Annotated in this window: 24 protein-coding genes; 12 read left to right on the forward strand and 12 right to left on the reverse strand. The window is 42.4% G+C overall.

Annotated elements, in window-relative coordinates:
* Positions 1 to 7: 7 nt before the first annotated feature.
* Positions 8 to 514, reverse strand: coding sequence for a GNAT family N-acetyltransferase (locus tag G6R08_RS16890; RefSeq protein ID WP_163529542.1), 507 nt, complete (start codon positions 512 to 514; stop codon positions 8 to 10).
* A gap of 93 nt (positions 515 to 607) precedes the next feature.
* Here G6R08_RS16890 and G6R08_RS16895 point away from each other — a divergent pair, with 93 nt between their 5' ends.
* Positions 608 to 1,162, forward strand: a complete 555-nt coding sequence (locus tag G6R08_RS16895; RefSeq protein WP_163529544.1) for a sugar O-acetyltransferase — start codon at positions 608 to 610, stop codon at positions 1,160 to 1,162.
* Between the two features lie 94 nt (positions 1,163 to 1,256).
* Positions 1,257 to 2,009 carry a type I methionyl aminopeptidase gene (gene map / locus G6R08_RS16900; RefSeq protein ID WP_163529546.1) on the forward strand — a complete coding sequence of 251 codons (753 nt, stop codon included), beginning with the start codon at positions 1,257 to 1,259 and terminating at the stop codon, positions 2,007 to 2,009.
* 44 nt (positions 2,010 to 2,053) lie between these two features.
* Here map and G6R08_RS16905 read toward each other — a convergent pair whose 3' ends face one another.
* The 4 genes from G6R08_RS16905 to G6R08_RS16920 all read right to left on the reverse strand — a co-directional run bounded on the left by G6R08_RS16905 (position 2,054) and on the right by G6R08_RS16920 (position 4,572).
* Entirely contained in the window at positions 2,054 to 2,254 is a 201-nt protein-coding gene (locus tag G6R08_RS16905; protein WP_079529278.1) for a cold-shock protein, read from the reverse strand.
* A 232-nt stretch (positions 2,255 to 2,486) separates the two neighbouring features.
* Positions 2,487 to 2,687: a cold-shock protein gene (locus G6R08_RS16910; RefSeq protein ID WP_079529279.1), complete on the reverse strand. Its 201-nt coding sequence runs from the start codon at positions 2,685 to 2,687 to the stop codon at positions 2,487 to 2,489.
* Between the two features lie 190 nt (positions 2,688 to 2,877).
* Positions 2,878 to 3,729: a hypothetical protein gene (locus G6R08_RS16915; protein WP_163529548.1), complete on the reverse strand. Its 852-nt coding sequence runs from the start codon at positions 3,727 to 3,729 to the stop codon at positions 2,878 to 2,880.
* A gap of 18 nt (positions 3,730 to 3,747) precedes the next feature.
* A complete protein-coding gene (locus tag G6R08_RS16920; protein WP_163529550.1) occupies positions 3,748 to 4,572 on the reverse strand; it encodes an alpha/beta fold hydrolase in 825 nt (274 codons plus the stop codon).
* Between the two features lie 96 nt (positions 4,573 to 4,668).
* Between G6R08_RS16920 and G6R08_RS16925 the strand changes: the two genes are divergently transcribed.
* On the forward strand, positions 4,669 to 5,436 hold the full coding sequence (locus G6R08_RS16925; protein WP_163531377.1) for a cobalamin-binding protein: 768 nt from the start codon (positions 4,669 to 4,671) through the stop codon (positions 5,434 to 5,436).
* Here G6R08_RS16925 and G6R08_RS16930 read toward each other — a convergent pair whose 3' ends face one another.
* Positions 5,437 to 6,267 carry an MBL fold metallo-hydrolase gene (locus G6R08_RS16930; RefSeq protein ID WP_163529552.1) on the reverse strand — a complete coding sequence of 277 codons (831 nt, stop codon included), beginning with the start codon at positions 6,265 to 6,267 and terminating at the stop codon, positions 5,437 to 5,439.
* 150 nt (positions 6,268 to 6,417) lie between these two features.
* The gene (nhaC, locus tag G6R08_RS16935; protein WP_163529554.1) at positions 6,418 to 7,827 is read right to left on the reverse strand and encodes a Na+/H+ antiporter NhaC; all 1,410 of its coding nucleotides are present in this window, start codon (positions 7,825 to 7,827) and stop codon (positions 6,418 to 6,420) included.
* 433 nt (positions 7,828 to 8,260) lie between these two features.
* Here nhaC and G6R08_RS16940 point away from each other — a divergent pair, with 433 nt between their 5' ends.
* The 4 genes from G6R08_RS16940 to G6R08_RS16955 all read left to right on the forward strand — a co-directional run bounded on the left by G6R08_RS16940 (position 8,261) and on the right by G6R08_RS16955 (position 10,372).
* Complete coding sequence (locus G6R08_RS16940; RefSeq protein WP_163529556.1) at positions 8,261 to 8,998, forward strand: AzlC family ABC transporter permease; 738 nt, start codon at positions 8,261 to 8,263, stop codon at positions 8,996 to 8,998.
* Positions 8,995 to 9,288 carry an AzlD domain-containing protein gene (locus G6R08_RS16945; protein ID WP_163529558.1) on the forward strand — a complete coding sequence of 98 codons (294 nt, stop codon included), beginning with the start codon at positions 8,995 to 8,997 and terminating at the stop codon, positions 9,286 to 9,288. The genes G6R08_RS16940 and G6R08_RS16945 overlap by 4 nt, the downstream gene beginning before the upstream one ends.
* A gap of 64 nt (positions 9,289 to 9,352) precedes the next feature.
* Complete coding sequence (locus G6R08_RS16950; protein ID WP_163529560.1) at positions 9,353 to 9,757, forward strand: hypothetical protein; 405 nt, start codon at positions 9,353 to 9,355, stop codon at positions 9,755 to 9,757.
* A gap of 81 nt (positions 9,758 to 9,838) precedes the next feature.
* Entirely contained in the window at positions 9,839 to 10,372 is a 534-nt protein-coding gene (locus G6R08_RS16955) for a GNAT family N-acetyltransferase (protein ID WP_163529562.1), read from the forward strand.
* 172 nt (positions 10,373 to 10,544) lie between these two features.
* On the opposite strand, the gene G6R08_RS16960 is transcribed toward G6R08_RS16955, so the two are convergent.
* Positions 10,545 to 11,417, reverse strand: a complete 873-nt coding sequence (locus G6R08_RS16960; RefSeq protein ID WP_163529564.1) for a cation diffusion facilitator family transporter — start codon at positions 11,415 to 11,417, stop codon at positions 10,545 to 10,547.
* A gap of 314 nt (positions 11,418 to 11,731) precedes the next feature.
* Here G6R08_RS16960 and G6R08_RS16965 point away from each other — a divergent pair, with 314 nt between their 5' ends.
* Both G6R08_RS16965 and G6R08_RS16970 read left to right on the forward strand, forming a co-directional pair.
* Positions 11,732 to 11,974, forward strand: coding sequence for an IDEAL domain-containing protein (locus tag G6R08_RS16965; protein WP_163529566.1), 243 nt, complete (start codon positions 11,732 to 11,734; stop codon positions 11,972 to 11,974).
* A gap of 177 nt (positions 11,975 to 12,151) precedes the next feature.
* The gene (locus tag G6R08_RS16970) at positions 12,152 to 13,027 is read left to right on the forward strand and encodes a M15 family metallopeptidase (protein WP_338035443.1); all 876 of its coding nucleotides are present in this window, start codon (positions 12,152 to 12,154) and stop codon (positions 13,025 to 13,027) included.
* Between the two features lie 87 nt (positions 13,028 to 13,114).
* Here G6R08_RS16970 and G6R08_RS16975 read toward each other — a convergent pair whose 3' ends face one another.
* Complete coding sequence (locus G6R08_RS16975; protein ID WP_163529569.1) at positions 13,115 to 13,735, reverse strand: NAD(P)-dependent oxidoreductase; 621 nt, start codon at positions 13,733 to 13,735, stop codon at positions 13,115 to 13,117.
* 89 nt (positions 13,736 to 13,824) lie between these two features.
* Here G6R08_RS16975 and G6R08_RS16980 point away from each other — a divergent pair, with 89 nt between their 5' ends.
* Positions 13,825 to 15,120 carry an MFS transporter gene (locus tag G6R08_RS16980; RefSeq protein ID WP_163529571.1) on the forward strand — a complete coding sequence of 432 codons (1,296 nt, stop codon included), beginning with the start codon at positions 13,825 to 13,827 and terminating at the stop codon, positions 15,118 to 15,120.
* A 44-nt stretch (positions 15,121 to 15,164) separates the two neighbouring features.
* On the opposite strand, the gene G6R08_RS16985 is transcribed toward G6R08_RS16980, so the two are convergent.
* Positions 15,165 to 16,082: a zinc dependent phospholipase C family protein gene (locus G6R08_RS16985; RefSeq protein WP_163529573.1), complete on the reverse strand. Its 918-nt coding sequence runs from the start codon at positions 16,080 to 16,082 to the stop codon at positions 15,165 to 15,167.
* Positions 16,083 to 16,382: 300 nt separating this feature from the next.
* Between G6R08_RS16985 and fumC the strand changes: the two genes are divergently transcribed.
* Both fumC and G6R08_RS16995 read left to right on the forward strand, forming a co-directional pair.
* A complete protein-coding gene (gene fumC / locus G6R08_RS16990) occupies positions 16,383 to 17,774 on the forward strand; it encodes a class II fumarate hydratase (RefSeq protein ID WP_163529575.1) in 1,392 nt (463 codons plus the stop codon).
* A gap of 126 nt (positions 17,775 to 17,900) precedes the next feature.
* On the forward strand, positions 17,901 to 18,098 hold the full coding sequence (locus G6R08_RS16995; RefSeq protein ID WP_079529295.1) for an alpha/beta-type small acid-soluble spore protein: 198 nt from the start codon (positions 17,901 to 17,903) through the stop codon (positions 18,096 to 18,098).
* Between the two features lie 130 nt (positions 18,099 to 18,228).
* Here G6R08_RS16995 and G6R08_RS17000 read toward each other — a convergent pair whose 3' ends face one another.
* Complete coding sequence (locus G6R08_RS17000) at positions 18,229 to 19,326, reverse strand: ABC transporter ATP-binding protein (protein WP_163529577.1); 1,098 nt, start codon at positions 19,324 to 19,326, stop codon at positions 18,229 to 18,231.
* Positions 19,327 to 19,448: 122 nt separating this feature from the next.
* Positions 19,449 to 20,348: a PucR family transcriptional regulator gene (locus G6R08_RS17005; protein WP_163529579.1), complete on the reverse strand. Its 900-nt coding sequence runs from the start codon at positions 20,346 to 20,348 to the stop codon at positions 19,449 to 19,451.
* Positions 20,349 to 20,409: the final 61 nt, after the last annotated feature.

Below are 20,409 nucleotides of genomic sequence, written 5' to 3' on the forward strand. Positions count from 1 at the left end.
AGATGTTTCAATCTTCAAGAAAATACTCCATTTGAATTTCATCTAAATAGCGGTCCTTGATTTTAATGGCTTTATGTTCTACCCCATATTCATGGAAACCGACCTTTTCGTAGAGCATTTTTGCGGGCAAATTGTCTTTGACAACACTAAGCTGAAGTACTTCAATTCCAATCCCTTTGGAGAATTGGATAGCTTTCTCAAGCAGCTTTTCTCCTGCTCCCTGCCCTCTGCATTCGGGATGGACATACATAGCAAGAATAGACGCCTTATGAGCAAACTTTTGATGAGATTCCTTTTGCAGCGTGACATTCCCGACAAGCTTCTCCTCGATAAACACACCAAAAGTATGGGCTTTGTCCGAGTTAAGCCGTTGAGCAGTCGTCTCAATCGCATTTGGCTTGTTCTTCTCTTGTTCGTAAGTGGTGATAAACGCATCGGGATTCGTTTGAAGGGCTTCTAACCTTAAAGTTCGATATGCATTGGCGTCACTTCCTGAAAGTGGTCGAATAATCATTTGCAGATTCCCCCTTTGATTTCAAATAAGAATAGCGAAGTTGTATGATAATGTAAAGAGGGAATAGATATTTTATAAGAAAAAGGTGATCGTATGACGGAAAAGGAAAAGATGCTGAAAGGTGAACTTTATCAATCATGGGATGAAGAGCTTGTTCTCGAGCGAACACGAGCGAGACAAATTGTGTATTCCTTTAATCAATCAAAGCCAACAGAGAATCATCACAGGGAGCAAATGCTTGAGAGCTTGCTTGGACGTGCAGGGGAAGAAGTCTTTATCGAGCCATCATTCCATTGCGATTATGGCTATAATATTAACGTTGGAGATCAATTTTTCGCCAATTTCAACTGTGTTTTTCTGGATGTTTGTCCGATTACAATGGGTGACCGCGTGATGCTTGGACCGAACGTACAAATATACACGGCGACACATCCTATGGACCGGGAAACGCGGGCCAGCGGTCTTGAGTATGGCAAGCCTGTTACGATTGGCAATGATGTATGGATTGGCGGCAGTGCCATCATTAACCCAGGTGTAACGATTGGTGATAATGTAGTCATTGGTTCAGGAGCGGTCGTGACAAAAGATATCCCAGCAAATGTATTTGTCGGCGGCAACCCAGCTAAAATTATTCGCGAAGTAGAGTAAGGGCGAATACTGGTCGAAGCCGGGTTTTTTCGTTATCATATGATAGGATGAAAGCATATATTTATTGTGAAATATCAGGAAAGGGTTTGGAGCTATGATTAAACGAAAAAGTAAGCGTGAAATAGAGTTAATGCATGAAGCAGGTAAGCTGCTTGCTAACGTGCACAAAGAGCTTCGTCAGTTTATTAAACCAGGCGTTACTACGATGGAAGTTGAGAACCTTGTAGAACGTTATTTAGCAAAACATGGAGCAACTGGAGAGCAGAAGGGATATCAGGGATATGAGTTTACAACCTGTGCCTCCATCAATGACGAGGTCTGTCACGGTTTTCCGAGGGAAGAAAAGCTTCAAGAAGGAGATATTGTAACCGTCGATATGGTGGTCAATTTAAATGGAGCACTAGCGGATTCGGCCTGGACCCATCCGGTTGGTAAAATTAGTGAAGAGGCAGAACGGCTGCTGGAGGTTACGAAAACATCTCTTTATAAATCGATTGAGCAGGCACAGGTCGGTAATCGGATCGGAGATTTAGGCCATGCTATTCAGTCTTATGCAGAAGGGGAAGGTTATTCAGTTGTCCGCGATTTTACGGGTCACGGCATAGGAGAGACGATTCATGAAGATCCATATATTCCACACTTCGGCCAGGCAGGCAAAGGAGCGCGACTTAAGGAAGGAATGGTCATTACGATCGAGCCGATGATTAACATTGGCGGCTACCAAAGCAAGATGGATCAAAATAATTGGACAGCACGCACGGTTGATGGCTCCCTTTCGGCTCAATATGAACATACCATTGCGATTACGAAAGACGGACCGCTGATTTTAACCGATCAGGATCAATAAACTAACCAAAAAAAGCTCCCATTTAAGGGAGCTTTTTTCATATATTACTGCTTTTGCACGTTAGCAGCTTGTGGTCCACGCTGACCTTCTTGGATTTCGAAGTTTACAACTTGACCTTCTTCAAGAGACTTGAAACCTTCTTCTTGAATAGCGGAGAAGTGAACGAATACATCGTCTTGACCTTCTACTTCGATGAAACCGAAACCTTTTTCTGCGTTAAACCATTTTACTGTACCTTCAACCATGAAAAATACCTCCTGAGTGGATCTTTAGCCACAATGTATTACTATTCTTGCTCTTCACATTCAAGACGAAAATTACTTTGAAGCAACTTCTGTTCTATGAATCGTTTCCGAACAACAATAACTGCTATCAGTATAACAAATGCACTAAATAAATGATACTCCTAACGGCAATTAATTGAAAATATTTGTAAAACAAAAAGACTCCCAAATAGGGAGTCTTTTAAAAGCTTACTTACGCTTTTTGAACGTTAGCAGCTTGTGGTCCGCGTTGACCTTCTTGGATTTCGAAGTTTACAACTTGACCTTCTTCAAGAGACTTGAAACCTTCTTCTTGAATAGCAGAGAAGTGAACGAATACGTCGTCTTGACCTTCTACCTCGATGAAACCGAAACCTTTTTCTGCATTAAACCATTTAACTGTACCTTCAACCATGAAGAATACCTCCTGCGTGGATTAGATCCACAATGTATTACTATTCTTGCTCTTCATATTCAATCAAGACGTATCGTTATGACGCATCTTCTCTGTTATGAATCATATCGAACAACAATAATTAATTTTTATTATATCAGATGGTTTTAAAAAAAGAAAGCCCCTCGAGAAATTTTTTTGGAGGTGGTCTTTACGGCTGAACAAAATAAGCGTTATCCAGCACATCATAAAGGGTTTCTTCCATGAAATTTGTGACACGCTCATCCGAAATAGCAGAAAGTTCACATAATGTGTTTCCTTGAGTTAGCAGGTGCTTCACGGCTGTCCATCCTACAAATATAGCTTCATTGAAATAACCGGAGGCTCCTCGACCTTTCGTAAAGGAGTATAAAGCTTCGTAATCATCCCGTTGAATATGAGGGAGCAGGTTAATCATAATTCGGTTTGGCTCTTGATTGCATACTTCCAGCCAGGAATAAGACGGCGCTGGCAGAGCCAGCGTTGTGTGAACTTTTTCAGCCGTATGTAACGCTATTCCTTCCTGAAGTGTAATGTGCCCAATACTTTTTGCCAGCGGATAGGCGGTCCCCGATTTCTGGCAATGGATGACTCGTGCGAGTTCTTTTGCAAGATCCATTTGCTGCATCTCTCTCTCAATTGGATAATAAAGAGTTAAGTGCTCTTCCTCATCTGTTTCAAAAAATGGATCCGATTCGAAATTCCCTACAAAAAAGACGATCGACATGTGAAGGGCAGAGTCGTAATCTAATTCTTCTTTAACGGCTTGCAGAAGAGAGAAGATTTCTTCATGACTAGGTTCGAAATGTTCAATGTGGTCAACAGCTTGAGCATACTTGGGGAAAGCATAATCTAACATGTCACGCGCAAGCTGGTCGTCTTGCATATCTGGCTGCGTTACCGAATAACCGTAAAGCTCTTTCCATAGTTCAAACCTGGTATCAGGGGCTGCGTCTGATGTGACAGCTTGATGATAAAAAGCTAAGAATTCATCTCGTAAATGGGTGATCTTGATGATATCCAACGGTTCTCCTCCTTTGGTTTAGTGACTTAAAAAGTCTAAACGTTTTGCCCAGACATTTGGAGCTTTAGGGCCAATCCAAATTAAGTGGCTATCAGATGGTGCATCATAAATTTCACAGTTCTGTGTGTTCGACTTCAGTAGAATGGCTTGTGAATAAGGAACACTTTTGTCTTTGCGTGCGTACATGCCGAGTATGGGAGCTTTGATTTTACTCATATCTGCTAAGTCATGTTTGATATCAAGTGAAAAACCATGGCCTGATTGGGAATCAGCCAGCATGTTATAGATGAATCTGCGGTCATTTAGGGAGAGACGTTTATAGAGATCATCTACTTCTTCTGTAGTTAGAGAAGCGAGTATATTTTTCATAACCATATCTGGACAAACCTTTAATAAAAATTTAATGATTCCCCAGGTAGCTTTCTCACTTGGCCCAAACAATAAGCTAGCACGCGTTTTTGTTCCGAATTCCCAGGGGGCTGTTACAGCGGCTTCCATAACCAATTTCTCCACCCGATCAGGGTAGTAAGCAGCTAACGCAATTCCCGTAGGTCCTGCTGAGGAGACGGCAATGACAGCAACCTTTTCTATGTGTAAGTGATCTAAAACGCTTACAATTGTTTCAGCAAATTCGGCTGCAGTCCGTCCGGCAGAAACTTCGGTTGAATCATAGCCAGGTCGGGAAATGGTTAAAAGCGAAAACCCTTCATAAATTAAACTTCGGTGGGATAAGTCAGTATCTCTTGAGCAATGCCCACCTTTGAGGAGCAGGATGGTCGGGCCGGTTCCTTCATATGAGAATTCTACGATCCCTTTTGCTGTATCGAATAATGTGGCGGCCACGTGATTCATCCTTTCTTAACTTTTTTCTTAACCTAAATATAAGCTATAATGGAATAAAATGAAACATCAGAGGATTCTGAAAAAGGGAGTGATTGTATTCGAATTGTGTCGATTTGCCCCAGTAACACTGAAATTGTCGCGTATTTAGAGCAAGAGGAGATGTTGGTTGGTGTCGACAATTATTCTGATTTTCCTGAACAGGTGATGCAATTACCGCGCCTTGGGCCGGACTTATCTATCGATATAGATGCAGTAGCTCAATTAAAACCGGACCTTGTACTGAGTTCGCTAAGTGTGCCGGGAATGGAAAAAAATATTGAAGGATTGCGGGAACATAACATTCCACAATTGATTTTAAATCCGGGATCTCTACAGGAAATTGCCGCAGATATTGAGGAGGTAGGAAAGGCTATCGGATTGCCAGAGCACGGGGAAAAGAAGGCAAAAGAATTTTTACAGGAAATTGAAACGTATCGTGCTAAAAGCAATGCCAAGGAGAAAAAGCCGAGTCTTTACTGGGAGTGGTGGCCTAAGCCTATTTTCACTCCTGGACAAGGAAATTGGTTAACAGAAATAAGCGAATTAGCTGGCGGTGTCAATTTATTCGGCGAAGAAAAGGAAGCAAGTGTGAAGACCGATTGGGAGGATGTAAGAGAACGGAATCCAGATCACATTTGTATGGTGTGGGTCGGAGTGAAGGAAGAAAAAATGAATCCGGACCTTTTAAGAAAAAGGCCCGGATGGCTTGAGATGAAAGCGATCAAAGAGGACAAAATCCATGTCCTCGAGGAATCGTTATATTGTCGTCCGAGCCCAAGGCTGCTGGAAGGGTTAAGAAAAATACACAGTATCCTTCAACCATAGTTAGTGTGGTTTATTTTGATGAGCGGGAATGGCATAATCTTTAAAGTTGATTGCTAGTTGTGAAAGCTGCTCCTGCATAAGTTCTCCTTCCATAGGCAGACCATGTCCGGAAAGAATCAATTTCGGGTTTAAGCTGGCTAACTTTTTAGCGGATTTCTCGGCTTCAAGCCAATCGTGAGTAAAATAAGCTGGCGGTCCGTGAATGTGCTGGTGCTGGATGAATACAGCCATACTTGACTCTTGTTTGACGGTAATAACGGCATCACCTGAAATCAACGTGCGGTCACGATCTCTGAATAAAGAAACGTGACCAGGTGTGTGACCTGGTGTGTGAACAATTCTCCAGTCATCCATATGTGGAACCGTACCATCCTCGGGAAGCGGATTAACCCACTTACCTAAGTGGACGGGGTCTCTCGGAAAAAAGGGGGACAATAGAGAAAAGAGTCCACCCCCGATTGTTGAGTTGGGGATAGGATAGGTTTTTTCTCCCGTAATATATGGCATTTCATTGGGATGAGCATAGATCGGAACATTCCATTGTTTAGCGATCTGTTTCGCGGAACCTATATGATCAAAGTGGCCATGAGTCAGGATGATCGCTTTAGGCGGATGGGATCCGAATCGCTTTTCAGCCGCTTCGATAATGCGTTTGCCATAGTGAGCGACACCACAATCGACTAAGACCCAGTCATTTGATTCTTTTTGCCCTATAAAGACGACGTTTGCGATTAAGGTTCTGTAAAAAGCAAGGTCGTCTAAAACTTGTTCGGCCTCTGCATGGGCCATGTGCCAGCCATCGTCCATGAGGGACTGTTGCTCTTTATCCATAACAAACCGCTCCTTTTTGATTAGTCTGCTGTTACAGGGGCGGTTCTATTCATCAGATGAGGGCAGGGTATGAATTTAGTGATTTAGCAGAATTGCTGCCGCGTTTGAAGACAAAATAAAAGCAGACCGCTTTGTGGGCGGTCTGTTCTTTTAGTTGGCATTTTTAAATGATTTAGCTGAAGTAGAGGCTGTGTGCGTCAGCGTTTTACCAGTAAGACCAAATAGCATCGTTAAAATAGGGGAGAGCAGGCAGAAAAACGCGAACGGAAGATAGTCCAGCACCGGGACTCCCAGAACTCCGGATAAAAATACACCGCATACGCTCCAAGGAACGAGCGGATTGATGACGGTTCCTGCATCCTCAAGAGTTCTTGATAAGTTTTTCTTAGCTAAATGAGCCTTTTCATAAATAGGCTGATAAGCTTCCCCTGTTAATAAAATCGATAAATATTGTTCTCCTACTGCTATATTTACGCCGATTGCTGTAAGAGCCGTTGATATTGTGATGGATCGGGCCGATTTCAAGGCTCCCTTAATTTTTTCCAAAATGGAAGGGATTACTCCTGTTGCGAAAAAAAGTCCGCCAAGAGCTAAGGCTAATAGAACGAGCGACACAGTAAACAGCATGCTATTCATACCGCCTCTCGATAAAAGTTCGTTGACGGCTTGATGGTTTGTTTCTGCCGTGTACCCGTTGAACCATGTTCCCCATAAATCACCCCATGGCAGAACGCCCCTGATTCCAGCGATAATTGTAGCTGTAAGGCTGGTAATGGTTAAGGATATAAAGGCAGGCTGTTTGCTGATCGTTAACAGGACGAGTATGACTAATGGAATCCATGAGCTCCAATGCATTAAGTTAGAGGCGACTAAGCCCTGCTGAAACGATGATAATTCATTTCCTGACGAACTTTGCGCAGGGGAGAGCACCGCAAATAAAATAAAACTGATCACGAAGGCCGGTACTGTCGTCCAGGCCATATTTTTGATATGTTCAAATAAATCTACTTTTACAACAGTGGAAGCCAGGTTTGTTGTATCTGATAAAGGCGACATTTTGTCACCGAAAAACGCACCAGAAACGACTGCACCAGCTGTTATAGCAAGTGAAATATCTGTGGACTGTGCAACTCCCATCATGGCGACACCCACTGTGGCAGCTGTCGTAAACGAACTTCCCAGAGCTATCCCGACCACGGCTGTTATGGAAAAAGTAATGGCAAAAAACCATGGTCCGCCTGCGATGAGGAAGGAGGCGTTCATTAGAACAGGAATGGTCCCGCTGGCCATCCAGCTGGCGATCAGAATTCCGATCAGGAAGAAGAGCAGGACAGCAGCCATTCCTGATTGCGCCCCTTGAATCATGCCATTTTGGAGCTCACTGAAGGACATTTTCTTTAGGAATCCGTAAGCCAGCGTAACGATAACTCCTAGCAGGATGGGAATATGAGGAACACTTTGTAATTCAATAATAAAGAAACTGATAAGAGCAATAATCCCAAGAAGTAATAACACGGATTCAAAAACTCCTGGCAACTTCTTAGGCTGTAGATGAAGCATCGATAAACCTCCTTTATATAGTCAACGTCAAATTAATATCTTTTTTACTTAAACGCTTTTAAGTGATGAAGTATACGGATACTATATGCTAGGAAACGTGTTTATGTCAACCATTTGAGCGGATCAGCTTACTTTTTTAGTATGGCGGATGAGTCCTGAATCATGTGGAAGGTACGAATCATTCTGTGATTGGGTAGAACTCGTGAAGGTTAGGGCCGAACCTTTCCTTGCAAAGTCAGAAGCCTGCGCCTCAAGGGCCGAATCATTAGATCCTACGGCCGAATTATCGATAGTTAGGGGAGAATCTAAATAAGAGTCGCTCGCCAAAATGCCCTTCATTAAGACGACTTACCGATAAATGAATGTGAATAACTTTATCGTAGCTTCAAAATTGTGTATAATAGTGGAAATTTTCAAGATAGGAGATAGAACAATGGGAACTCAAGTGATAGAAGCCGCCACAGGTACAACGCGTTTACATATGGCCAAACGCGGCATGATTGCAGGTCTTCCTATTATGTTAGGGTATCTGCCGATTGCTTTAACATACGGTGTATTGGCTGGACAATCGGGCATGACAAATATGGAACTTACCCTCATGAGTGTGCTAGTTTTCGCAGGTGCCTCTCAGTTTCTTGCCGTGGGGATGGTGGCGGCGAGCACAGGGGCAATGGAAATCATTATAGCCACATTCGTTCTAAATTTCAGGCATTTTGTAATGAGCTTGTCATTTATGAATCGGTTGAGGGGGATTGCGCTTAGAGCTAAGATACCATTGTCATTAGGGATTACAGATGAAACGTTTGCGGTGTCGATGTTGTATCGAAAAGAAAGCAAAGAGGCTCATGCTTCGTGGTTTTACGCTGCCTTGATTTTGACAGCCTATGTATCTTGGGTGGGAGGTTCCTACCTTGGCGGTGTGCTGGGAGACATTATACCTAGCAGGCTGAGTCAAAGCATGGGAGTCGCTTTATATGCGATGTTCATAGGGCTGCTAGTCCCATCAGTGCGCAAACATTATCGGATTGCACTTGTGGCCATTTTTGCGATGTTGATTAACTTTCTTTGTCAGTGGTGGGGAATGGATCAAGGATGGGCGATCGTGCTTGGGACCCTGATTGGCGGTCTGAGCGGAATATGGATATTGCAAGATGAGGAGGAAGAATCATGATCATTTGGATGATTATCGGCATGGCCGTGGTTACCGCAATTCCACGATTTATCCCGGCGTTCATCATTGATCAAGCTCATTTTCCCAAATGGGTGGATCGTTGGCTGAATGCGATTCCTTATGCTGCTTTAGGGGCCTTGATTTTTCCAGGTGTTTTATCTGTAAAGCCTGATGCCCCGCAAATTGGGGTCATTGCGGCTCTAGTGGCCATTTTATTAGCTTGGGTGAATGTTCATATCATTGGAGTGGTGCTCGGGGCGATTGCGGCTGTCTTTTTCATGACCTTGTAGCACGGTATGGGTGTTTGTGTCATAACGTATAGGGACACTTTTTTTGAAAGGAATTGATGGCGTTATGTACAGACAACTAGGCTTCCCATGGGGATCTCCCGGAGGTGGGCAAGGTCAAGGTGGTCCAGGCGGATTCCCAGGTTTAGGCCCCCCGCCAGGTCGTCCACCACAGGGAGGAACGCAAGGTGCGCCGCAAAATTATCCCCCTGGGCCCCCGCCGGGTGATATAGAGTCATACCCTGATGCACAAGGGTTTAGTGGTCCTGGAGTATATGCTGTGGATCCAGGTTCCATGTATGGATGCTTGTTTCGATTCACCAGAGTACGTTTAAACAACGGACGACGGTTTTGGTTTTATCCCATCTTTATTGGTCGGACATCTGTAGCTGGCTATCGTTGGCGCCCGAACCGCTTTTCCTGGGAATACTTCGGGATTGATACGGATCGGATTTCAAGTTTCAGTTGTTAAAAAAGATGGTGCCACGAGCGTGGTGCCATTTTTTCTGCTACACTATGAATAAATAGATAGATGAAAAAGGGGAGAAGAGAAATGACCCATGTTAGAGTGGCTCGATTTGAGGATGCGAAAGATATTGCTAATATTCATATTCAAAGTTGGAAATCTACATATAAAGACTTGATCGATGAAAGGGATATGAGTAATATCACTCTCGAAAATCGAGTCGTTCTGTGGGAAACCATTTTACGCGCTCCGGTTAATGGACAGATTGCCTATGTGATTGAGAATGATCAACAAGAAGTTATAGGATTTGTGTCCGGTGGAAAAGAACGAACGAAGAATTATGGATATGATGGAGAAATCTATGCCATTTATTTATTGGATGAGTATCAGCGTAAAGGCTATGGGAAGAAGATGATCGCAGCGTTCGTTGCGGCTATGAAGGAAGCGGGATATCAATCATTATTAGTCTGGGTGCTCACGCGTAACCCATCGAGCAATTTTTATCGTGTTTTAGGTGCTCAGCCCGTTGAAGCGGAAGAAGTGACAATTGGTCAAGGCACCTATGAAGAGACAGCCTATGGATGGGAGCATATTAACTCGTTGTTACAGCATTTTTCCTGAAAAAAGGATATTAAAAAAGCTAATCCTCACTTAGTTCAAAACTAAGTGAGGATTTTTTATCTTATATTATAGGAGTAGATGTTATCTGTGATAAATTAAGAATTACCGAGATATATCCGCGAATAGCCTTAGGGGGAAAAACGGTTAGTCTCTCTGACTGCAGGAAGGCTTCTCATTGTTCTTCATAAGGTTCGATATGGATATGAGCATAATAAATCTTCATTTCCTGCTTAAGAAGGTCTTCCACCTCATCCGTAATATCATGGCCTTCCTGAATGGTCAGATTAGGATCAATGTTAATGGTAGCATCTACGAAAATCTGGTTCCCCTGCAGGCGAGCCTTCACATCATCAACGGTTAAAACGGATGGATGGCTAGCAATTACATGGCGAATATCATTAACTTCTACTTTGTTAAAACCGTCACTAAGAGTGTGACTGGCTTCTCTGAAAATATCCCAAGCGGTTTTGCAAATAATCAGTCCTACAATTAAGCCTGCTAATGGGTCCAGCCAATACACCCCTAACTGGGCGCCGAAAATACCTGCTGCAGCTCCGATACTGACGAGCGCATCTGAGCGATTATCCTGGGCGGCGGCATAAAGTGCTTGACTTTTTACCTGGGATGAGAGATTCAAGTTGTAACGGTACACGCCAAACATAAATATAGCTGCCAAGATGGCTGTCCACCCCGTTAACTTAGAGGGTTCGCTGGTTTGACCCTGTATGATGCCCTCAATAGTTCCAATGATAACTTCGATTCCCACGGTCACCATAATGAAGGCAGCCACTAAGGAGGCTATGGTTTCTGCCCTGAAATGTCCATAATGATGGTCTTCATCAGGAGGTTTGCGGGAAATTTTCAACCCGATGAGCACGGCAATGGATGCAATGACATCTGTTGTATTATTAAGGCCGTCAGCTCTGAGAGCCTCTGAGTTTCCGATGGCCGCCACAATAAGCTTAACGGCAGCAAGGACCAAATAAGCGATAATACTTACCCATGCCCCTTTCTCACCACGTTTTATATTTTCGTATTCTCCCATAACATGAGCCCCCGATTTGTGTTTTACAGCATGTTATAGCTTACCAAAGCTAGTTACATTGGGTCTAGAGAAAAAAATCTACCCAGCTGCACATAGCTTGCGGACGGTAAGAATCTTTGTACAAGGTAAACTTTTGAACAGTTCCAGTGTAGCCATGACTACGCTGTATTATTTAATTTTTTTCAGATAAATTTGTTCAAAACAAGGTTTATATTTTAAATTAAAGGGAATTATATAACTAAATATTCAGAAAAATCATTGCGAAATACATTAAAATCCTTCATAATGAAAAAAAGCAATAAGGGGGTATTCTCATGAGAAAGCAAAAGGTTATATACGTATTGCGTCGAAACCCTGGATTCAGGAACCGTGAAGTCACTGCCAAAAGAGAATTGTCCTTCGGGATTCGTTTAGCCTCAAGACTGCTTCTGGATGAATTAAGCTATCAATTTAATAAAGAACAGATAGACAAACAAATTAACTTAGCCATTGATAACGATGATAGACAAGAATTTCACCGTTTGAGTGAAAAATATCAACCCTATACTTGGGAATAGATGATAAAGTGCCACTTATTCAGTGGCGCTTTTTTTGCCCTGCAGGCCTTCATGTCGACCTTTAGGAGCCTTTTCTTTCGTGACTGACCGCATACTCGTCATTATAAATTTGCGTGTACAGGAACTTCTTGAAAATGTTATAGTGAATAAAGATTAAAGGGTTAGGAAGGTATGACAATGATGAAATGGAAGTATATTGTACTAGGTGTGGGCTTAAGCGTGATGCTGTCAGGTTGCTCCCTCGATCAATCCACCAGTTCAGACAATGAGGATAAACAGTCAACGTCAACTGAGCAGACTCCATCAAAAGATGAAGATTCCGCTAATGAACAGAAGCAATCGAATGAAGAGCAAAGCGAGAATTCTGAACCATCCAAAGAACAACAAAAGGAAGAGTCTGAAGAGCCTAATGTTCCAGCTGCTGGGGATAAAGCTGAGGAAAAGAAAGATAGTGATGGATTGACTGTCGTTAACGAACCTAAAAGTATGCATGTTGTGGTTAATAAGCAGCGAAAACTGCCTGACGGATATACACCACCTGACCTGGTGGTTCCGGATGTCCCTTTTTATTTCACTGAGTTTCATCCTAAAAAGCAGATGCGTAAAGAAGCGGCTAAAGCTCTCGAAGAATTGTTTGCTGCTGCCAGCCAAGACGGAATTGACTTAGTTGCTGCTTCGGGGTACCGCTCCTATGAGAGGCAAAAAAGTATTTATCAGCAAAACGTGGCTGAGCGAGGAGAGAAGGAAGCGAATCAATTTTCCGCAAAACCTGGAACCAGTGAGCATCAGACAGGGTTAGCTATGGATGTAACTTCGGCCCAAATGGCGTTTAAATTAAAGCAATCCTTCCGACAGACCGATGAAGGAGCATGGCTTGCGAAAAATGCCCATGAGTACGGATTTATTATTAGATATCCAAAAGGGAAATCCGATATCACTGGGTATTCGTATGAACCGTGGCATTTAAGGTATGTAGGAACGGATATTTCTACAGAGATACACAAACAGGAGGAGACCCTGGAAGAATTCTTTGGATTCCATCCTGCTTCCTAATTTATACATGACAAGTAGGAGCCTGATATGAACGGCGCGTTAGTCACTGTCTAGCGCACTGTTCAGAACGAGGGCTCCTTTTTTCATTCACTCACTTAATCCGACACGTACTTGAGGAAATCGTGCTTTTTTTATTTCGTCAAAGGCAAACTGAGCTGTATCGCCAACGGTTATTTTCTTACCGTCAGCAGGCAGGTAATTGACTTCATGGCGGATACTCCCGGCAGCCTCGCCATCAGGGAGGTATGTAGGACATAAGATCGTCCATGACAGGCCGGATTGGGATAAAGCCTTGAATGCAAATAAATGTTCTTCAGCAGCGAATGTTTGACGCCGCTTCGATTCACTGGTTTGAAACCGATAACTTTTTTCCTCGATACGACTATTTAAAATACCTGCAGTGCCGATAGTTATAATTCTTTCTACATCGTATTTGTCCATGGTCCGAATAATTACAGGCATTGCTTGAGATAGGGTAGTGGTTTTATCCGTGCCGAGTCCACTGAAAACGATATCGCAACCATGTATGGTGGCTTCCACATCCTCGGGGTTGAGCACATCGCCTTCAATAAGATGGGCGCTCGGGATCATTTCCTGAGCCTTGGTACGGTCTCTTACTAAAGCGTTGACTTCAATTTTTTCTTCGGCAGCTTGATTGACCACACGGTTTCCTACTCTTCCGGTGGCTCCAAAAACGGCAATTTTCATCAGTAACACCTCATTATTATGAATTTTGTAAAAATTGAACTATAATCCAGACTGATTTGATAAACTTAATCAAGGGGAGGTGGCATGGAATGAAAAAGAAACCGGTCTTAAGCTGGATGTTATATGATTTTGGGAACTCAGCCTTTGCTACAACCATTTTGGCTGCCGTATTGCCTGTTTTCTATTATGATGTAGCTGCAAAAGGGGTTGAGGATTCCTTGGCCACCAGCTATTGGGGATATTCCCAGTCTATAGCTGTCTTAATCATCGCAATACTTGCTCCGATTCTTGGTGCTATTAGTGATTTTTCAGCAGCCAAGAAAAAGTTCTTAATGTTTTTTGCCTTCATGGGGATGACGGCAAGTGTGCTGTTAGCCTTTGTAGGGGAAGGAGATTATCTTCTAGCTTCCCTGCTTCTGATTGTAGGTACGATCGGGTTCTCCGGCGGCAATGCATTCTATGATGCCTTCTTACCAGAGGTTAGTGATGAAAAATCCATTGATAAAGTATCCTCCTGGGGTTATGCTTTCGGCTATCTTGGAGGTGGAGTACTGTTAGCCATTAACTTGATGATGATCTTAAATTATCAATGGTTTGGCTTGCCCGATACATTGACAGCTACACAGCTTTCGTTCGTATCTGTTGGAGTATGGTGGCTGATTTTTGCCATTCCGTTATTTAAAAATGTGAAAGAAGAGAAAAAGCAGAGGCCCCGGCGCACTTCATCCTACGCCAAAATCGGCTTTAAACGAGTGAGCAGAACGATTAGAGAACTGCCACAATTTAAACATCTGCTTATTTTCTTACTAGCTTTCTGGCTGTACAATGATGGGATATCCACGATTATTAAGATGGCTACCATCTATGGCAGAGATATAGGGATCAACAGTAATTCACTTATTCTGGCCTTATTAATTACTCAATTCGTCGGGATCCCATTTGCCTTTTTATTTGGGTATATCGCTGATAAAATCTCCGCAAAGCGTGCCCTTACACTGACCTTATATATTTATTTAGCGATTGTGGCATTAGGATATTTTATGACCTCTGCTTTGCACTTTTACCTGTTAGCCATCTGTGTAGGGATGGTACAGGGCGGGGCGCAGTCATTGAGCCGATCTATTTTTGGCAAAATGGTTCCGGCTGACCGCCACGCTGAATTTTACGGATTTTATGGAATTTCTTCTAAATTCGCCGCCATCTTCGGTCCGTTCGTTTTTGCACTGGTCGGCCAATTAACGGGATCTAGCCGACTCGGTATTTTGTCATTAATGGTCTTTTTTATCGGTGGAATTGTGTTATTGAAATTTGTTGATGTTGAAAAAGGGATGGTTCAAGCCCGAGAACATACAAAAAACCAACAAAAGACGATAGTTAAAACATAGAAGAGAGCCCCGCGTGCAGCGGGGCTCTCTGAGCTTATTCTGCCTTATACAATAGGATCACTATAGTAATTGTCCAGTTCAAGCGTCAATGGTTTTCCCGTATCATAAGAAATATCCCCGATCAAAGCTTCGATCTCCTCCAGGCGATTTTCCTTCGTACTGCTCCAATACTGCAGAATTCTTTCTATGACCACACAAGCCTCCGCAAAGGCCTTTTCATATAAATCAATAAAAGAAGAAGTGGAAATTTCACCGGTGGCTGAATGCATCCATTCTTGGTTTGTTTCATTTAAGTAGTCAACTTCCTTATCGATCGGTCTGTGTGAAAAGGGAGAAACGAGTGTACCTAACAATTGATTCTTCCATCCAACCGGATCAAATAACAAACGCTGAGCGAGAGCGATGTCCATGAAGGACTGGACCATATAATTCGAAGGGACAGTCTGAACCGCTTGGGGAAATTGAATATAGATTTCCTGCTCGATCCATTGCGCCAGCTTTTTTGCTTCTTGTTTACTCAATCGAATCTGCTTGTGAGCGGGTGTTTTCCATGTTTTCCGATCCCGATAACGGTCCAGTATGATGGTGTCAATGATGACTTCAAGTATTTGATGTTTATGGCCTTCATAGCCAGAACGATAGTGAATATAAGGATGTGTAATACGGTCAAGAATATGATGGGTAACGAAACCGAGAATATAGGCTTGGGACTGATTTTTTTCATGTTTGCCACGTTTAATGATGTTGTGTAAGAAGGAACCGCATTTTTCTGTATGCAGCTTCATTCCAATGTCGGGAACATTTCGATCATTGAGTTTAGGCCAAAAATTGTAATAGAAGAACGGATCGGGTCCTTGAGCACCGAGAGCTAAAAACCGCCCGGATGTTTCGATAATATCGTGGCGCTCAAGCTTGGCACAAACGTCTTCTGCAAACAAAATATGTGTCCAAATATTCGGCATGTCCACACCTCGTTTTTCCTTTATTATAAACTAACATAGAAAAAGAGCCCCGAGGACTCTTTTTCACCCATTTATTTACCCATTGGAAAAGACCAAGCTAAAACTGCATCTCTTCTTGAGAGATCAGCCTGCTTTTCAACTGGTAGCCTTATTCTATAATATGATCAGAAAAATGTAAATAATCAGATAAATTTACTGTGGCATTTTTCAACAAATTCCCCATGCTGATTAATGAATGTTTATAAGAAAATTGATACAATTAATAAGGGATGTTTACACAAGATATAAAGGAGGAGCATCATGGACTATCGAATTGAAAAAGATACATTAGGTGAAATAAAAGTCCCGAGTGATAAGTATTGGGCAGCTCAAACGCAACGGAGTAAAGAGAATTTTCCGATTGGCAATGAGAAAATGCCGAAAGAAATTATTGAAGGGTTTGCCATTCTTAAAAAGAGTGCTGCCAAAGCCAATCATGAACTTGGTTTACTTGAAAAAGATAAAGCGGATGCGATTGGACATGCAGCCGATCAAATTCTTGAAGGTGTTTTAGAGGAACATTTTCCGCTTGTTGTCTGGCAAACGGGCAGTGGTACACAATCTAATATGAACGTGAATGAAGTGATCGCTCATGTGGGGAATAAGTGGCTTGAGGAGCAGGGGAAAGAAACACGTTTGCATCCTAATGACGATGTAAACAAATCTCAAAGCTCTAATGATACATACCCTACAGCACTGCACATTGCGTCAGTCAGAAAGCTTGAGGATGTATTACTTCCAGGTTTAACACAATTAAAAGATACATTAGAAGAAAAGATGGAAGCGTTTAACGACATTGTTAAAATTGGACGTACTCATTTACAAGATGCGACACCGCTAACGCTCGGTCAGGAAATAAGCGGATGGCACCGTATGCTTGAAAAAACCGAAAAAATGCTGATTGATAGTACAAACTATGTAAAAGAGCTTGCGATTGGCGGGACTGCTGTCGGGACTGGTCTAAATGCGCATGTAGATTTTGCGGATCAAGTCGTTTCCAAAATTAATGATGAAACACAGAAACATTTTATTTCTGCACCGAATAAATTTCATGCGTTAACATCTCATGATGAACTGGTTCATGCTCACGGAGCTATCAAGGCATTGGCAGCTGACGTTATGAAAATTGCCAATGATGTCAGATGGCTGGCCAGTGGACCGCGTTGTGGAATCGGTGAAATTACAATTCCGGCCAATGAGCCTGGCAGCTCGATTATGCCTGGTAAAGTCAATCCGACTCAGAGTGAAGCGATCACAATGGTTGCTGCACAGGTGATGGGGAATGATGCAACGATTGGATTTGCAGCCAGCCAAGGTAATTTTGAATTGAATGTATTTAAACCTGTCATTGCTTATAACTTCTTGCAGTCCGCGCAATTACTTGCTGACAGCATGGTTTCCTTTAATGAACGCTGTGTCGTTGGTTTAGAACCAAACCATGAGCAAATTGAAAAGTATCTACGTGATTCATTAATGCTCGTGACAGCATTGAATCCGCACATTGGCTATGAAAATGCAGCTAAAATCGCGAAAACAGCTTTTGAAAAAGACCAAACATTGAAGGAAACAGCTGTTGAACTTGGTTTGCTTACAGAAGAGCAATTCGAGGAATATGTAGATCCAAAGGCGATGACAAAGCCTAACGCCAAGTAACTATATAACGTTTTGCCATGTCCATTCACCTCTAAATAAATTTCCGTATATTGGAATGAAATTTCTGTGATAAAAATAGCAGTACCCGATCATACTACTATTACACAGGACAGGAGGTGAGACAACATGGCTAACAACAGTTCAAACGAGTTAGTAGTACCTGGCGTACAACAAGCTCTAGACCAAATGAAAACTGAGATTGCACAAGAATTCGGAGTACAACTTGGTGCTGATTCTACTTCCCGTGCTAACGGTTCTGTAGGTGGAGAAATCACTAAGCGTCTTGTGTCTATGGCTGAACAACAGTTCGGCGGACAAAAATAATTAAATAATCTGAAGGAGGAGAAAGGGTGCGCCCTTTCTCCTCTTTAATTTTAACCTTCTTTTTAGAACACAGCCTTAGAAAAAAGACGCAGCTGGCAAAATCAGCTGCGTCTTTTAATTGAGTTTAGTTTTAATGGATACGCTGTTCCGTTTCTTTATCGAAAAAGTGGACTTTGTTCATATCAATCGCAAGTTCGATTTCATCTCCACCGTTAATATCAGAACGGGAATCAACCCTTGCAATGAACTCTTGATCATCCAGTTTAGAATAAAGATATGATTCAGATCCCATTAGCTCAGCTACTTCGATGTAGGCTTTAATTTTCTTATCTGGGTTCGCATCGATAAATAACGGTTCATCATGCATATCTTCCGGGCGTACACCGAGAACGACTTCTTTATCAATATAATTCTGATCACGCAATGTCTTTAACTTTCCTTCTGGCACAGCAAGATTTACATCGCCTATTTGAATATGATCCTCACGAAGGGTTCCGGCAAAGAAGTTCATGGCAGGAGATCCGATGAAACCACCGACAAAAACATTTTCCGGCTTGTCATATACTTCTTTAGGTGCCCCAACCTGCTGGATGATCCCATCCTTCATAACGACAAGACGTGTAGCCATCGTCATGGCCTCTGTCTGGTCGTGGGTTACATAGATCGTTGTCGTTTGCAGACGCTGGTGAAGCTTTTGAATTTCGGCTCTCATCTGAACACGTAATTTCGCATCAAGGTTGGATAATGGTTCATCCATTAAGAACACTTTCGCATCACGTACAATCGCACGTCCAAGTGCCACACGCTGACGCTGTCCACCTGAGAGTGCTTTCGGTTTACGATCTAATAAAGCTTCAAGTCCCAGGATATTGGCTGCGTTGTTGACGCGCTGCTCGATTTCTTTTTTATCCATTTTACGTAATTTAAGGCCGAATGCCATATTATCATAAACGTTCATATGCGGATAAAGAGCATAGTTCTGGAACACCATCGCAATGTCGCGGTCTTTAGGTGCCACATCATTCATGCGCTTTTCATCAATTATGAAATCACCGCCCGTTATTTCCTCAAGCCCGGCAATCATTCTTAAGGTTGTTGATTTACCACAGCCAGATGGACCTACAAAAACGATGAATTCTTTGTCATTAATATGTAAGTTGAAGTCATCAACGGCTTTTACTTTCTTGTCATACACTTTTTCAATATTATTTAACTTTAACTCTGCCATGAAAGGTGCCTCCCTGTTTTTTTGAAATCGCTTTCTTTGGTTAATATAAGTTTACCGCAGTGAACAGGAAGGGTAAATGGACAACGTGCACAAAGAATGCTTTCGTAATTTGTGCACGTTGTTTATCGGTCTGCCTCAAGTAAAAAAAGATACGTAATAATAGCGCCCTGAAACTGTTTTATATCAACACCGGTTTTTTCGATAAATTTATCAACGCGATATTGTAAACTGTTTCTATGCATATAAAGCCGTTTAGCTGCCAAAGTCGCATTCGAGCCGGACTCGAGAAAGACTTGAATTGTTTGAAGCAGATCTTGATCATCGCGAACAGTGGAAAATAATGAATCAGAAATCATGGTTCGTTCCGCTTCGGGCATGGATTCAATGTATAGAGATGGAATCACTTCTTGAAAGGTTGCCACAGGACCGATGCTGTTTCGCATGGAGATATGAAAGCATTTCTTTGCCCACTGAAAAAATGAGGGACCTTCAAGTGGTGATTCACTAAATTCACTAAGATAAAAATGAATTTTTGTATAAAAGTCACTCATTAATACATCAATCAGTGGCTGAAACGTAATCGTTTCCTGATTGTTTTCCATGATTTCTTCAATAATGACACCTTGCTGATGATCCTCCCATAGCAGCGGCATCACGCGTGGAAAAAAGGATTGCAATGCTTCCTGAAACGTTTGACGGTCAATGTTTGGATCAGATAAGCAGAAAAATACAAACCTGAACTTTTGAGGCAGTGGTTCGGCCATTAATTCATCTGAATGACCCTGAAGAAAACGGGACCAGGATCGCTCACGAGCCGTTGTTTGATCATCCCGTTTAGAAATAGGAGTTAAAATCAGCTGGAGAAGCTGAACATCTTTTTGGTTGAGCTCTGTTTTTAGAATGGCAATTACCTGCTCATCGCCCGTACGAAAAAGTTGGTACTTATTGGATAGTTCTATACTTTGCTCTTCGACAGCGATTAGCGAGGGGTAGATTTGTTTAAGTTGCTCGATTTTAGTCATAGCGTCCTTCCTTTTTGAAGAAATCTCTACTATTATAGTAATACAAACAGTTATTTCAGCA

The sequence above is a fragment of the Halobacillus ihumii genome (assembly GCF_902726645.1).
In the GTDB taxonomy this organism is placed as follows: Bacteria; Bacillota; Bacilli; order Bacillales; family Halobacillaceae; genus Halobacillus_A; species Halobacillus_A ihumii.